Below are 13,988 nucleotides of genomic sequence, written 5' to 3'. Positions count from 1 at the left end.
CGGCACGCCGAACCCTCTTACTATGCTGAATGCGGCGTATTACCGCAATGCGTCGAGCGCCAGGTTCAATTTCAGCACGTTAACCACCGATTCGCCCATAAAGTTGGGCGTTGCCTGATCGGTGTTTTCGTCAATCAACTTGGCGATTTGCTCCGGCGGCAGCTGGCGCGCTGCGGCAACCCTGGCCAGTTGATATTGCGCCGCAGCGATGGAAATCTGCGGATCCAGCCCGCTGCCGGAGGCGGTCAGCAGATCGACCGGGATCGGGCCTTTCATCGCCGGATTGGCCTGACGCAGTTGCGCTGCACGTTCGGCGATGGCCTTATCCAGCGCCGGGTTGGTGGCGGCCAGATTGCTGCCGGCGGACGCCATGGCATTATAGGCGGAATCACCGGTGGCAGAAGGGCGACCCCAGAAATACTCCGGCTTGGTAAAGTTTTGGCCGATCAGCGCCGACCCGACCACCTTGTCGCCCTGATACAGCAGCGAGCCGTTGGCCGCACCGGAAAACAGCAACTGCGACAGCCCGGTAGTCAGCAACGGATAGGCAATGCCGGTAATCAACGTCAGCAGAATCAGCATTACCAGCGAAGGACGTAAATATGACATGTTCATTTCCCCTTAATTCTTAACCGGCGATATGCAAGGCGACCAAGACCAGATCGATCAGTTTGATGCCGACAAAGGGCACCAGCAGACCGCCCACACCGTACATCCACAGGTTGCGGCGCAGCAGAGCTGCGGCGCTCATGGGTTTATAGCTCACCCCTTTCAGCGCCAGCGGGATCAGGAACACGATCACCAGGGCGTTGAAAATGACCGCAGACATAATGGCGGAAGCGGGGGAGTGCAGGTGCATCACGTTCAGCGCGTTCAACTGCGGATAGGTTGCAGCGAACGCCGCCGGGATAATGGCGAAATACTTCGCCACGTCGTTGGCGATACTGAAGGTGGTCAGAGAACCGCGCGTCATCAGCATCTGTTTACCGATATGCACCACTTCAATCAGTTTGGTCGGGTTGGAGTCCAGATCGACCATGTTGCCCGCCTCTTTGGCGGCCTGGGTGCCCGAGTTCATCGCCACCGCCACGTCGGCCTGCGCCAGCGCCGGCGCATCGTTGGTGCCGTCGCCGGTCATCGCCACCAGTCTGCCTTCCGCCTGGTACTGGCGGATTAAGGCCAGTTTGGCTTCCGGCGTAGCTTCCGACAGGAAGTCATCCACCCCGGCCTCGGCGGCGATCGCCGCAGCGGTCAACGGGTTATCGCCGGTGATCATCACCGTTTTGATGCCCATTTTACGCAGCTCGGCGAAGCGCTCTTTAATGCCGCCCTTGACGATATCTTTCAGCGCCACCACGCCCAGCACCCGTGGTCCTTCGGCCACCACCAGCGGCGTGCCGCCGGTGCGCGCGACGCTAGCCACCAGATCGTCCACCGCCTGCGGGAAGTGGCCCTGATTGGATTCCACGTGACGGCGAATGGCATCCACCGCCCCTTTACGGATCATGCGGTCCTGCACGTTGACGCCGCTCATGCGCGTCTGGGCGGAGAAGGGCACGAAGGTGGCGTTCAGCGCCTGCAGGTCGCGTTCGCGCAGGTTAAAGCGCTGTTTGGCCAACACCACTATACTGCGGCCTTCCGGCGTTTCATCGGCCAGGGAAGACAACTGCGCCGCATCGGCCAGATCCTGTTCCTTCACGCCGGGAGCAGGCAGAAACTCGGAGGCCTGACGGTTACCCAGCGTGATGGTGCCGGTTTTGTCCAGCAACAGCACGTCGACGTCGCCGGCAGCTTCCACCGCACGGCCGCTGGTGGCTATCACGTTAGCGCCCAGCATCCGGCTCATCCCCGCCACGCCGATGGCAGACAGCAGGCCACCGATAGTCGTTGGGATCAGGCAGACCAACAGCGCCACCAACACGGTGATGGTGACTACCGAGCCGCCTTTGGCCGCGTCGACGCTGTACTGCGAGAACGGGAACAGCGTAGCGGTCGCCAGCACGAACACGATAGTCAGCGCCACCAGCAGAATGGTCAGCGCCACCTCGTTCGGGGTTTTACGCCGTTTGGCGCCTTCCACCATGGCGATCATCCGATCGAGGAAGGTTTCGCCCGGGTTGACGCTGCACTGCACCACCAGCCAGTCGGACAGCACGCGGGTGCCGCCGGTCACCGACGAGAAGTCGCCGCCGGACTCGCGGATCACCGGTGCGGATTCGCCGGTAATGGCGCTTTCGTCCACCGACGCGCCGCCTTCCAGCACCTCGCCGTCGCAGGGGATGGTATCGCCGGCTTCCACCAGCACCACGTCACCTTTGCGCAGGCTTTCGGCGGACACTTTTTCGGTAGCGCCCTCGCGATTTGGCCCGGCCAATTTCTTCGCCCAACTGGTTTTTTTGGTGCCCCTCAGGCTTTCTGCCTGTGCCTTGCTGCGCCCCTCGGCCAGCGCTTCGGCAAAGTTGGCGAACAGCACGGTGAACCACAGCCACAGGGCGATGCTGCCGGTAAAGGCGGCGCTGCCGTCGGTTTGTTTCGCCAGGATCGCCAGCCAGATGATGGTGGTCAGAATACTGCCGATATACACCACGAACATGACCGGGTTACGCCATTGGGTGCGCGGATCCAGCTTTTTCACCGCATCGATCAGCGCGGTGCGGACCAATGCCGGTTCAAACAGTGCGCGTTGTTTGCGAGTCATCTTTTATTCTCTCTCTCTTTATTCCATTCCCTATGGATTTCGAGTTGCAGCTAGGCGACCAGCTCGCTCATCCCCAGGCGCTTACTTGAGTAAGTAACTGGGGTGAGTGAGTGCAGGTAACAACGCTGCGGCTCGAAAGGCGACGGGAATGCGCCTGTTATTTGGCCAACCAAAGCTGCAGGTGCTCGGCCACCGGTCCCAGCGCCAGCGCCGGTACGAAGGTTAATGCGCCCACCAGCAGCACGGTGCCGATCAGCAGACCGATAAACAGCGGCCCGTAGGTTGGCAGGGTGCCGTTGCCCGCAGGCTGACGTTTTTTCGCGCACAGCGAACCGGCAATCGCCAGCACCGGCAGGATCACCCCGAAGCGGCCGACGAACATGGCGAAGGCCAGCAACAGGTTGTAAAACGGCGTGTTGACGCTCAAGCCGGCAAAGGCGCTGCCGTTGTTGTTGGCGGCAGAGGACAGGGCATACAGCACTTCGCTGAAGCCATGCGCGCCCGGGTTAAGGATGCCGGCGCGGCCTGCGTCGGTGGCGATGGCCAGTGCCGTACCCAGCAACACCAGTGTCGGCGTGACCAGGATCGCCAACGCGGTCATTTTCATGTCATAGACGTCGATCTTTTTGCCCAGGTACTCCGGCGTGCGGCCGATCATCAGCCCGGCGATAAACACCGTCAGCAGCACGAACAACAGCATGCCGTACAGGCCGGAACCCACGCCGCCGAACACCACCTCACCAATCTGCATCAGCCACATCGGCACCATGCCGCCCAACGCGGTGAAGGAGTCGTGCATCGCGTTGACCGCACCGCAGGAGGCCGCGGTGGTCACCACCGAGAACAGGCTGGTGGCGAGAATGCCAAAGCGTGATTCCTTGCCTTCCATATTGATGTTGCTGGCGCTGCCCAATTCACCCAGATGCGGGTTGCCCGTCAGTTCGGCGGACATCACCACGATCACCGCCACCACGAAGATCAGCGCCATCGCCCAGATCAGTGCGTGGCCCTGGCGGTTCTCACCGGCAACCTGACCGAAGGCGAAGCACAATGCGCACGGGATCAGGAAGATCGCCAGCATCTGCACAAAGTTGGTCAGTACGGTCGGGTTCTCGAACGGGTGAGCCGAGTTTGCGCCAAAGAAGCCGCCGCCGTTGGTACCGAGCATCTTGATCGCTTCCTGCGAGGCCACCGGCCCCATCGGCAGCGTCTGCTGCGCGCCTTCCAGCGTAGTGGTATGCAGATAAGGCAGGAAGTTTTGCAGCGTGCCCTGGCTGACGAAGAACAGCGCGATCAACAGAGAAATCGGCAGCAGTACGTACAGCGTCACGCGGAAAATATCCAGCCAGGCGTTGCCTATGGTGGCGCTGGAACGGCGAGTGAAGGCACGGATCAGCGCAAAGGCCACGGCGATGCCGGTGGCGGCGGACAAGAAGTTTTGCACTGCCAGCCCGGCCATCTGGCTGAGGTAACTGAGGGTGCTTTCGCCGCTGTAAGCCTGCCAGTTGGTGTTGGTGACAAAGCTGACGGCGGTATTGAACGCCAGATCCCAAGACAGCCCAGGGAAACCCTGTGGGTTAAGCGGCAACGAGCCTTGAGTCATCAGCAATGCGAACAGCAGCGCCAGACCCAGCAGGTTGAACCACAGGATCGCCAACGCGTACTGCCACCAGTTCATCTCGGCGGTGTCATTGCCGCAGCAGCGCCAGACGGTGGCCTCCACATGGCGCAGGATAGGCAGCGGCTCGCCTTCGATCAGGCGTGCCAAAAAGCTGCCTAAAGGCCGGGCCAGCAGCAGAAGCACCAGCAGGAAGCTGGCAATCAGTAAAAAGGCTGAAGCTGCCATCAGAAATCCTCCGCGTTGAACAGGGCATAAACCAGATAGCCCAATAGCAGCAGAACCAACAGCGCACCACCAATAACGCTGATACTCACAGGACACCTCCAGAGGTGTAGTTTTTGATACTGCGAGTGTAGGGAGGGCAATAAAAAGAAGATGAAAAAATAGCGCGAGCCGGTGTAAAAAAAGTATAAAAATGGCTGAAATTACAGCAAAAAATGGCTTTTTAACGGCGGTTTTGTGAGTGTGTGGCGCGTTTCAGCCGGTGTTCAACTCTGTCTGGGGAAGTGGTGGGCGTAAACAGGTTGTAAATAACCACAATATAACCAATGGTTAGTTATTCATTAACTCTGTTGTAACAAAATTACGGAACGGTGCATTTATTTGCGATTTTTTGTACAATTTGGTGGTCGGATGAGTAGTAAACTTTCATCGGTTGCGCTAAAATTTTGCTCAGTTACCAAATTGTCGCATTTACATTGTCTACGCCAGCGCTGTTTCCAGAAAATCAACGGCCGGGCGTTTTTGAGGAGGTTCGCATGTCTATTTATCACGCTTATTCATTGCATCGGATTCTCCTGCGCCGCAGCGCAGTGATCCTGGCAGGAACTTTGGCTTTACCGGTTATGCTGTTCCGCAGCGACCGGGCACGTTTTTACAGCTATCTGCACCGCGTCTGGTCTAAAACCAGCGATAAGCCGGTCTGGCTGCAGCAGGCAGAACTGGCGTCCTGCGATTTCTACTGATCGCCGCCAGCGTCCCCTGAAACCCTCGCTTCGCAGCGGGGGTTTTTTTATGGGAACAGCCCGGTCATTGCCCAGCTAACTGTCGTTTCCCGGCGTGAATTACTCTACACTTTTAGCATCGTCCAGGACTGTGGGAGCAAATCATGAGTGACAAAATTCCGGTCGGGATTAGCGCTTGCCTGTTGGGCGATGCGGTGCGTTTCGACGGCGGCCATAAACGCCTGGCCTTTGCGGTGGAGCAACTGGCACCTTATGTGCGTTTTGAGTCGGTGTGCCCGGAAATGGCGATCGGCTTGCCCACTCCACGCCCGGCACTGCGCTTGAGCAAACAGCCACATCCGTCACCGGCAATGCGCTTCAGTAACGACGACAGCGTCGACGTAACCGACAAAATGCAGCGGTTCTCAGAGCAACGCATCGCAGAACTGGGGCATCTGTGCGGCTATATCGTCTGCGCAAAATCCCCGAGCTGCGGTATGGAGCGGGTGCGGGTTTACAGCGAAAACGGGAAAGAGTCGCGCAAAAACGGCGTCGGGTTATTCACCGCCGAACTGATGCGCCAGATGCCGTGGCTGCCGGTAGAAGAAGACGGGCGGCTGAACGATGCCACCCTGCGGGAAAACTTTGTCGAGCGGGTTTATGCGTTGTATGAACTGAATATGCTGTGGCGCAAGGGGCTGACCCGTGGCGGGCTGATCGCTTTCCACAGCCGCTATAAGCTTTCTCTGCTGGCGCATTCGCAGCCGGAATACCGCGAACTGGGTCGCTTTGTCGCCGATATCGAAAAGTGGGCGTCGCTGGAGGCGTTCGCCATTGAATACCGCAGCCGTCTGATGAGGCTGTTGGCGCACAAGGCTACGCGCCGCAATCACACCAATGTGCTGATGCACGTGCAGGGTTATTTCCGCCGCCAGCTCAGCTCGGCTCAGCGGCAGGAGTTGGCGCAACTGATCGACCGCTATCGCCAGGGAATGCAGCCGCTGTTGGCGCCGATCACCCTGCTCAAACATTACATGGCCGAATACCCGGATCGCTATCTGGCCGAACAACGTTATTTCGAACCCTATCCCGAAGCGTTACGCCTGCGTTACGGCCACTAACCGACAAGGAATTTTATGGCCACTCATCTGGTCTGGTTACGTAACGATCTGCGTATAACCGATAACAAAGCGCTGCACGCCGCCTGTTGCGATCCCACTGCCCGCGTGCTGGCGGTGTTTATCGCTACTCCTGGGCAGTGGCGGCAGCATCAGATGGCACCGCGTCAGGCGGCGTTTATCCATGCCAACCTGCTGCAGGTTCAACAGGCGCTGGCGGATCGCGGTATTCCGCTGGTCTGCCATCAGTGTGATGATTTTGCCGCTGCGATTGACTGGCTGGTGGCATATTGCGCGCAAGAGCGGGTGGATGCGCTGTTTTATAACCGCCAGCACGAGATTAATGAGCTAAGGCGCGACCGACAGGCAGAGCGGCGTTTATCCGGGCAGGTGATTTGCCAAAGCTTCGATGACAGCCTGCTGTTACCGCCGGGCAGCGTACAAACCGGCGGCGGGGAGATGTACAAGATTTATACGCCGTTTCGCAAGGCGTTTATCCAGCGGCTGAGCGAATTCGACGTTAGTTCCCTGCCGGCACCCAAACCTCGTGAAGGTGGCGCATTGCCGGTGTCAGCTGCGCCGGCGGCGTTCGATTACCCGTCGGCCGGGGTGGGTGCAGATTTTCCCGCCGGGGAAGAGGCGGCGCTGCAACGGCTGCGCGTTTTCTGCCGTGAACAGGTGCAAGATTACCTGCAACAACGTGATTTTCCGGCTATTGCCGGCACCAGCAGCCTGTCGCCGTATCTGGCGATTGGCGTACTGTCGCCGCGCCAGTGTTTTAACCGCCTGCGTGCCGAATGCCCGCAGGTGCTGGAAAACAGCGACAGCGGTGCCTTTGGCTGGCTGAACGAACTGATCTGGCGCGAATTTTATCGGCATCTGATGGTGGCTTATCCTGCGTTATGCAGGCACCGTCCCTTTATCGAGTGGACGGATAAGGTACGCTGGCGGGATAACGACGCACTGTTGCTGGCCTGGCAGCAAGGTGCGACCGGCTATCCGATCGTCGATGCCGCCATGCGTCAGTTGAATAAAACCGGCTGGATGCACAACAGGTTACGCATGATCAGCGCCAGCTTTTTGGTGAAGGACCTGCTGATCGACTGGCGCGCCGGCGAACGTTATTTCATGTCGCAACTGTTGGACGGCGATCTGGCGGCGAATAACGGTGGCTGGCAGTGGGCGGCCTCAACCGGTACCGACGCCGCGCCGTATTTCCGCATCTTTAACCCGACCACCCAGGGCGAACGTTTTGATCCGCAAGGCACTTTTATCCGTAAATGGTTGCCCGAGCTGGCGGATGTACCGGACAATGATCTCCATCAACCCTATCGCTGGGCGGAAAAACAGCAACGCACGCTGGATTACCCGCTGCCGATTGTCGATCACAAGCAGGCCCGGCTGGAGACGCTGGCGGCCTTTGAAGCGGCCAGGCGGGGGGAATATTAAGGCAACAGCAAGGAGCGAAAGAATGATGAACAAGGTGTTGGCCCTGTGCCTGAGCGGCTATTCAGCCCTGGCGCTGGCCGGCTTTGACGTAGTGGCGCTCGGCGTTGACGGCGGCGTCAGCGACGGCAATCTGACATCCTATCTGATCCGCAGCGACAACCAGCCGCAGTACCTGGCGCTCGATGCCGGTTCACTGTTGCCTGGCATTGCCAAGGGGCTGGAAAAAGGCAGTTTCCCGCAGGTGACCCCCGAACTGGCGGCGCCATACACCCCGCAGGGCTATGTGTTCCGGCAACTGATCGGCGGTTACTTTATCAGTCACGGTCATCTGGACCACGTGGCCGGGTTGATTATCGGTTCGCCGGAGGACGGCAAGAAAAATATTTATGCCCAGGCCGATACCATTCTGACCTTGCGTAATCATTACTTTAACTGGAAGGCCTGGCCGAACTTCACCGACGCCGGCAACGGGTCGCGGCTGGGTACCTATCGGTTGCAAACGGTGCGGCCGCAGCAGCGCTTTACCCTGGGCGTCACCGGCCTGAGCGGCGTGATGTATCCGCTTAGCCACGATCGTTATTCCTCCTCGATGCTGCTGGTGTCCGATCGCAGCGGATCCTTCGCCTATTTCGGCGACACCGGGCCGGATGCGCTCGAGCAGTCGCGCAATCTGGATACCGCCTGGCGCGCGCTGGGGCCGTTGATTGAACAGAAAAAGCTGAAGGGGATGATTATTGAAACCTCTTACCCCAATGGCGTTGAAGATAAAAACCTGTACGGCCACCTGACGCCGGCGTGGCTGTTGAAAGAGCTGAAAAATCTGGCCCGGTACAGCGGCGGCGAAGGCTCGCTGAAAGATTTCCCGGTAGTGATCAGCCACATCAAACCCAGCCTGAAGCAGGGCGAGGACGTGCGCGCTACCATTAAACAGCAGTTGGATCAGGGCAACGATCTGGGCGTGAAGTTTATCCTGATGGAACAGGGCGACCGACAGACATTTTGAATTGAAGAGAGAAGACTATGCGTAACCTCGATCTGGAAAATCTGATCAACAACGAACTGAACACCGCCGCGTTTCAGGACTATGCGCCGAATGGCCTGCAGGTAGAAGGGCGGTCGCACGTGAAGCGCATCGTCACCGGTGTGACCGCCTGTCAGGCGCTACTGGATGCGGCGGTGGAGCAGCAGGCGGACGCCATCCTGGTGCATCACGGGTATTTTTGGAAAAACGAAGCGCCGGCGGTGCGCGGCATGAAACGCAATCGGCTGAAAACCTTGCTGACCAATGACATCAACCTGTACGGCTATCATCTGCCGCTGGATGCCCACCCGGTGCTGGGCAACAACGCGCAACTGGCGCGTTTGCTCGGTATTCGCGTGATTGGCGAAGTGGAGCCGCTGGTGCCGCACGGCGAGTTTGAACAACCGCTGACCGGCGCTGAGCTGCAGCAGCGCATTGAAAGCCGCCTGGGTCGTGCGGTGCTGCACTGTGGCGATAACGCGCCGGCGCACATTCGCCGCGTGGCCTGGTGTACCGGCGGCGGCCAGGGTTTCATCGATAGCGCGGCGCGTTTCGGCGTAGATGCCTTTATCAGCGGCGAGGTGTCGGAACAAACCATTCACACCGCACGGGAAATGGGCGTTCACTTCTTCGCTGCCGGTCATCATGCCACCGAGCGCGGCGGCGTGAAGGCGCTGGGTGAATGGTTGGCGCAGCATCATGGCTTTGAAGTGACCTTTATCGATATCCCGAATCCTGCCTGATTTCTCCCTGGGATTCAGCCAGACTCACACCTCGGCTGAATCCTTCTGCGTCGCTAATTCCTTATTTTCCCAATGGTTGCGTTTTATTGACAGCCGGACCCGTGTCGCGCATAACTGTGTTATTGCAAATAATAAAATGCCTATGCATTTCAAGTTGTGGCCAGACGACCTGTTCGTTGATAGCCAAATATCGTAGGGGCGTTGCAAGCTGCGCCCAGGTGAGTTGGGCAGAACGCTGCGGCTTGAAAGACGGCGGTTAGCGGTTATAAGGAGAATAAGGGTGCAACAAGCGCGATATTACCTGTTGGGTGAAAGAGCGGTAGTGCTTGAGCTGTCGCCGCCGGTGACGCTGCCAAGTCAGCGGCGGATCTGGGCACTGGCCGAAAAACTGAATCATCATCCCGATGTGCTGGAAGTGGTGCCGGGCATGAACAATCTCACGTTGTTGCTGAATACGCCGCAGGCTGACGCCGAAGCGATGCTGGCGCTGTTGCAGCAGGGCTGGGACAGCGAGGAAAGCCTGGTGCCGGAATTGCGCGAGGTGGATATTCCGGTGGTCTACGGCGGTGAGTATGGGCCGGATCTGGACGAGGTAGCGCGCCATACCGGCATGACGCCGCAGCAGGTGGTGGAATGCCATTCTTCTGCGGCCTATGTGGTTTATTTCCTTGGCTTCCAGCCGGGCTTTTCTTATATGGGCGGCATGCCGGAAAAATTGGCGACGCCGCGCCGTGCCGAACCGCGCCTGGCGGTGGCCGCAGGCTCCGTCGGCATCGGCGGCAGCCAGACCGGCATTTATCCGCTGGTCACGCCGGGGGGCTGGCAGTTGATTGGCCGCACGCCGCTGTCGTTATTCAATCCTTATGACATGCCGCCGACGCTGCTGCGCCCTGGCGATAACGTGCGCTTCGTGCCGCAGAAGGAGGGCGTATGTTGAAGATCCTGCGTGCGGGCATTTACACCACGGTACAGGATGCGGGCCGTCACGGTTTCCGCCGTCTGGGCGTTAGCCAGGGCGGTGCGCTCGACCTGCCGGCGCTGAAAATTGCTAACCTGCTGGTGGGTAATTCAGCGGATGCCGCCGGGTTGGAAATCACCCTGGGCCAATTCAGCGTCGAATTCACTCAGGCGGGGTGGATCGCTCTGACCGGGGCCGGTTGCGATGCAAAACTGGACGAAAAACCGTTGTGGACCGGCTGGCGTTACCCGGTTAAAGCGGGCCAGCAACTGATCATGAACATGCCTAAACGCGGTATGCGCAGCTATCTGGCGCTCTCCGGGGGCATCGCCGTGCCCGAAATGCTCGGTTCGCGCAGCACGGATATCAAAGCTGCCTTTGGCGGGTTGGAAGGGCGCAACCTGAAAGACGGCGACAGCCTGCCGTTGGGCAAGCCGGGTTCCCTGCCGCAAAACAGCTGTGGCGTAAAGCAACTGTTGTTCAATAATCGCATCCGCGCCTTGCCGGGACCGGAATATGCCGAGTTCAGCTCCGAGGCGCAGGAGGCTTTTTGGCGCACCGCCTGGCAACTCAGCCCGCAGAGCAATCGCATGGGATATCGTCTGCACGGCGGCAATGCGCTGGGTCGCACCACCGACCGCGAAATGCTGTCGCACGGGCTGCTGCCGGGCGTGGTGCAGGTGCCGCATAACGGCCAACCGATCGTGCTGATGGCCGACGCGCAAACTACCGGCGGTTACCCGCGCATTGCCTGTGTGATCGAGGCCGATCTCTATCATTTGGCGCAGATCCGTCTGGGCGAGGCTATCCACTTTGTTCCCTGCACCCTGGCGGAGGCGCAACGTGCCAAGGCAGAGCAGGATCACTTTATCCAACAAATTGCTTGGGGGTTAGATGCTCATTGATCTGAACGCCGATCTCGGCGAAGGCTGCGCCAACGACGAGGCGCTGCTGCAACTGGTCAGTTCGGCCAATATTGCCTGCGGTTTTCACGCCGGTGATGCGCAAACCCTGCGTCAGTCGATCCGTTGGGCGCTGCAATATGGCGTGGCGATTGGCGCGCACCCCAGCTTCCCCGATCGCGAGAATTTTGGCCGCACCCGCATGCAGCTGCCGCCGGAAACGGTATATGCGCAGGTGGTGTATCAGCTGGGGGCGGTGGCGGCGATGGCCCGCGCCGAAGGCGGGGTGATGGTACATGTGAAGCCACACGGCATGTTGTACAACCAGGCAGCGGTTGAACCGGCTTTGGCGGAGGCCATCGCCCGGGCGGTGAAGGCGGTCGATCCCGCTCTGCGGCTGGTGGGATTGGCGGGCAGCGAACTTATCCGCGCCGGTGAAAAACTGGGGTTGGCGACGCGGCAGGAAGTGTTCGCCGATCGCGGCTATCAGGCCGACGGCACGCTGGTACCGCGTGGCCAGCCGGGCGCACTGATCGAAGACGATGAACAGGCGCTGACGCAAACGCTGGACATGGTGCGCCATCATCGGGTCCGCACTCTGGAAGGCACTTGGGCTGCGGTGCAGGCAGAAACCGTCTGCCTGCACGGCGACGGTGAACATGCGTTGAGCTTTGCGCGCACGCTGCGCGAGCGTTTCGCTGTAGAGGGCATTAACGTCAGCGCAGACTGACAGCGGGACACGCAACATCACTCATAAAAAACGATTAGCAACTATCGGGGAAGATTATGGAACAGGCCATTAACCTCTGGCCATTGATTGGCATTGCCGCCATCGTGGCTGGATTTGTTTTGCGTTTCAACCCGGTGCTGGTGGTGATTGCCGCCGGCATCATCACCGGGCTGGCGGCGCTGATGCCGCTGGACGTCATTCTGGAAAAACTGGGTGAAGGCTTCCTCAATACCCGAAACCTGCCGCTGATCCTGCTGTTGCCGCTGGCGGTAATCGGTCTGCTGGAACGTCACGGGCTGAAGGAACGTGCGCAGGCGTGGATCGCCAAGATCAAGAGCGCCACCGCAGGGCGATTATTGATCGTCTATCTGTTTGTGCGTGAAATTACCGCCGCCATGGGGCTGACCAGCCTGGGTGGCCACCCGCAAATGGTGCGCCCGCTGCTGGCGCCGATGGCGGAAGGGGCAACCGAAAACCGCTACGGCGATCTGCCGGAACGCACGCGGCATCGCCTGCGTGCCATGTCCGCCGCCACCGATAACGTCGGGCTGTTCTTTGGCGAGGACATCTTCGTGGCCTTTGGTGCGATCATCTTCATGCATAACTTTATGCTGGAGTCAGGCGGTATCCAGACCGAGCCGTTGCATATCGCTTTATGGGGCATTCCGACCGCCATTTTCGCTTTCCTGATCCACGCCTTCCGGCTTTACCGGATGGACAAACAGCTCAGCGCCGAGCTGGCGCAGCTTAACCAGGCGGCGTTGCGGGCCAAAGGAGATGCTCAATGAATTTCCAACAACAATATCTCTACTGGCTGGCCGGTGCGGTGCTGTTGATCGTGGCGGTGATGTCGTTTCGCGATCGTGCCAACCCGCGCCGCATCACCACCGGGCTGTTCTGGGCGCTGTACGGTCTGGTCTTTTTGGTCGGCGATTGGACCTACAGCCTGCTGGGTGAGGTGTTGGGCGAGGGCAGCAATGAGAAGCGCATGCTGCATATCATCGTCGGCGTAGTGGTGATAGTGATGGCATTGATCGCCGGCTTTGGCGGAATGCGGCTTGGCAGCTACCATCAACGTACTCCGCAGCAGCGTGAAGAAAGTGCCAAACGGTTGGGGAACCGGCTGTTTATTCCTGCGCTGGCTATTCCGGTGGTGACGGTGGCCGGTGTATTGCTGTTCAACAATATTCCGGCTCTGCAGCAGGCGGTGTTCGGCAGCGGCAATCACGCCACGTTGATTACGCTGTTCTCGATGGCGCTGGGTGTGGTGTTGGGCGGCATTATTGCGGTGCGAATGACTCGCGAAACCCTTTCGCAGCCGATACAGGAAGCGCGTCGTCTGTTGGATTCGGTCGGCTGGGCGTTTATTTTACCGCAGATTCTGGCCACGCTGGGGCTGCTGTTCACTGCCGCCGGCGTCGGTACCGCGATTTCCCATCTGACCCAGGAATACCTGGCGGTCGACAACCGCTTTATCGCCGTGGCGGTTTACGCCATCGGCATGGCGCTGCTGACCATGGTGATGGGCAACGCCTTCGCCGCCTTCCCGATCGTCACTGCCGGTATCGGCATCCCGATCCTGGTGCTGCAACACGGCGGTAATCCGGCGGTGATGGCGGCAATCGGCATGTTTTCCGGCTATTGCGGCACGCTGATGACGCCAATGGCGGCTAACTTTAATATTGTGCCGGCGGCGTTGCTGGAATTGCCGGACAAGAATGCGGTGATCAAGGCGCAGGTGCCGACCGGGGTGCTGCTGCTGTTGGTTAACGTGTTCCTGCTGTATTTCCTGATGTTCCTGTAG

At 59.4% G+C, this 13,988-nt stretch carries 14 protein-coding genes; 10 read left to right on the top strand and 4 right to left on the bottom strand.

Annotation, left to right across the window (positions count from 1 at the left end):
- Window positions 1-39: 39 nt before the first annotated feature.
- From kdpC to D4100_RS08430, 4 genes are all read right to left on the bottom strand, one after another.
- Window positions 40-609: a potassium-transporting ATPase subunit KdpC gene (gene kdpC, locus D4100_RS08445; protein WP_006319975.1), complete on the bottom strand. Its 570-nt coding sequence runs from the start codon at window positions 607-609 to the stop codon at window positions 40-42.
- A gap of 19 nt (window positions 610-628) precedes the next feature.
- Window positions 629-2,698: a potassium-transporting ATPase subunit KdpB gene (gene kdpB / locus D4100_RS08440; RefSeq protein ID WP_006319977.1), complete on the bottom strand. Its 2,070-nt coding sequence runs from the start codon at window positions 2,696-2,698 to the stop codon at window positions 629-631.
- A 157-nt stretch (window positions 2,699-2,855) separates the two neighbouring features.
- The gene (gene kdpA, locus D4100_RS08435) at window positions 2,856-4,544 is read right to left on the bottom strand and encodes a potassium-transporting ATPase subunit KdpA (protein ID WP_119804021.1); all 1,689 of its coding nucleotides are present in this window, start codon (window positions 4,542-4,544) and stop codon (window positions 2,856-2,858) included.
- Entirely contained in the window at window positions 4,544-4,633 is a 90-nt protein-coding gene (locus tag D4100_RS08430) for a K(+)-transporting ATPase subunit F (protein ID WP_004949718.1), read from the bottom strand. The genes kdpA and D4100_RS08430 overlap by 1 nt, the downstream gene beginning before the upstream one ends.
- Window positions 4,634-5,077: 444 nt before the next feature.
- Between D4100_RS08430 and D4100_RS08425 the strand changes: the two genes are divergently transcribed.
- The 10 genes from D4100_RS08425 to D4100_RS08380 all read left to right on the top strand — a co-directional run bounded on the left by D4100_RS08425 (window position 5,078) and on the right by D4100_RS08380 (window position 13,988).
- Entirely contained in the window at window positions 5,078-5,284 is a 207-nt protein-coding gene (locus D4100_RS08425; RefSeq protein ID WP_006319981.1) for a YbfA family protein, read from the top strand.
- 143 nt (window positions 5,285-5,427) lie between these two features.
- Window positions 5,428-6,384, top strand: a complete 957-nt coding sequence (locus D4100_RS08420; RefSeq protein ID WP_119804019.1) for a YbgA family protein — start codon at window positions 5,428-5,430, stop codon at window positions 6,382-6,384.
- Window positions 6,385-6,399: 15 nt separating this feature from the next.
- Window positions 6,400-7,830 (top strand): deoxyribodipyrimidine photo-lyase, encoded by a 1,431-nt coding sequence (gene phrB / locus D4100_RS08415; RefSeq protein WP_119804017.1) that lies wholly within the window; start codon window positions 6,400-6,402, stop codon window positions 7,828-7,830.
- Between the two features lie 22 nt (window positions 7,831-7,852).
- The gene (locus D4100_RS08410) at window positions 7,853-8,833 is read left to right on the top strand and encodes an MBL fold metallo-hydrolase (RefSeq protein WP_119804015.1); all 981 of its coding nucleotides are present in this window, start codon (window positions 7,853-7,855) and stop codon (window positions 8,831-8,833) included.
- 17 nt (window positions 8,834-8,850) lie between these two features.
- Window positions 8,851-9,594, top strand: coding sequence for a type 2 GTP cyclohydrolase I (locus tag D4100_RS08405; RefSeq protein WP_006319989.1), 744 nt, complete (start codon window positions 8,851-8,853; stop codon window positions 9,592-9,594).
- Between the two features lie 280 nt (window positions 9,595-9,874).
- A complete protein-coding gene (pxpB, locus tag D4100_RS08400; protein ID WP_119804013.1) occupies window positions 9,875-10,531 on the top strand; it encodes a 5-oxoprolinase subunit PxpB in 657 nt (218 codons plus the stop codon).
- On the top strand, window positions 10,525-11,457 hold the full coding sequence (gene pxpC, locus D4100_RS08395; RefSeq protein WP_119804011.1) for a 5-oxoprolinase subunit PxpC: 933 nt from the start codon (window positions 10,525-10,527) through the stop codon (window positions 11,455-11,457). Before pxpB ends, pxpC begins: the two co-directional genes overlap by 7 nt.
- Window positions 11,447-12,184: a 5-oxoprolinase subunit PxpA gene (gene pxpA, locus D4100_RS08390; protein ID WP_065505956.1), complete on the top strand. Its 738-nt coding sequence runs from the start codon at window positions 11,447-11,449 to the stop codon at window positions 12,182-12,184. Before pxpC ends, pxpA begins: the two co-directional genes overlap by 11 nt.
- A 56-nt stretch (window positions 12,185-12,240) precedes the next feature.
- Window positions 12,241-12,972: a DUF969 domain-containing protein gene (locus D4100_RS08385; RefSeq protein WP_065505957.1), complete on the top strand. Its 732-nt coding sequence runs from the start codon at window positions 12,241-12,243 to the stop codon at window positions 12,970-12,972.
- Complete coding sequence (locus D4100_RS08380) at window positions 12,969-13,988, top strand: DUF979 domain-containing protein (protein ID WP_065505958.1); 1,020 nt, start codon at window positions 12,969-12,971, stop codon at window positions 13,986-13,988. The genes D4100_RS08385 and D4100_RS08380 overlap by 4 nt, the downstream gene beginning before the upstream one ends.

It is taken from the genome of Serratia inhibens (assembly GCF_003591175.1).
In the GTDB taxonomy this organism is placed as follows: Bacteria; Pseudomonadota; Gammaproteobacteria; order Enterobacterales; family Enterobacteriaceae; genus Serratia; species Serratia inhibens.
The sequence above is the reverse complement of the archived record's forward strand: the minus strand, read 5'-3'. Positions and strand labels throughout refer to the sequence as shown.

What these genes read in the sequence shown, in the direction of transcription:
- kdpC (WP_006319975.1), bottom strand. Translation starts at nt 609, where the DNA reads ATGTCATATTTACGTCCTTCGCTGGTAATGCTGATTCTGCTGACGTTG.
- kdpB (WP_006319977.1), bottom strand. Translation starts at nt 2,698, where the DNA reads ATGACTCGCAAACAACGCGCACTGTTTGAACCGGCATTGGTCCGCACC.
- kdpA (WP_119804021.1), bottom strand. Translation starts at nt 4,544, where the DNA reads ATGGCAGCTTCAGCCTTTTTACTGATTGCCAGCTTCCTGCTGGTGCTT.
- D4100_RS08425 (WP_006319981.1), top strand. Translation starts at nt 5,078, where the DNA reads ATGTCTATTTATCACGCTTATTCATTGCATCGGATTCTCCTGCGCCGC.
- D4100_RS08420 (WP_119804019.1), top strand. Translation starts at nt 5,428, where the DNA reads ATGAGTGACAAAATTCCGGTCGGGATTAGCGCTTGCCTGTTGGGCGAT.
- phrB (WP_119804017.1), top strand. Translation starts at nt 6,400, where the DNA reads ATGGCCACTCATCTGGTCTGGTTACGTAACGATCTGCGTATAACCGAT.
- D4100_RS08410 (WP_119804015.1), top strand. Translation starts at nt 7,853, where the DNA reads ATGATGAACAAGGTGTTGGCCCTGTGCCTGAGCGGCTATTCAGCCCTG.
- D4100_RS08405 (WP_006319989.1), top strand. Translation starts at nt 8,851, where the DNA reads ATGCGTAACCTCGATCTGGAAAATCTGATCAACAACGAACTGAACACC.
- pxpC (WP_119804011.1), top strand. Translation starts at nt 10,525, where the DNA reads ATGTTGAAGATCCTGCGTGCGGGCATTTACACCACGGTACAGGATGCG.
- pxpA (WP_065505956.1), top strand. Translation starts at nt 11,447, where the DNA reads ATGCTCATTGATCTGAACGCCGATCTCGGCGAAGGCTGCGCCAACGAC.
- D4100_RS08385 (WP_065505957.1), top strand. Translation starts at nt 12,241, where the DNA reads ATGGAACAGGCCATTAACCTCTGGCCATTGATTGGCATTGCCGCCATC.
- D4100_RS08380 (WP_065505958.1), top strand. Translation starts at nt 12,969, where the DNA reads ATGAATTTCCAACAACAATATCTCTACTGGCTGGCCGGTGCGGTGCTG.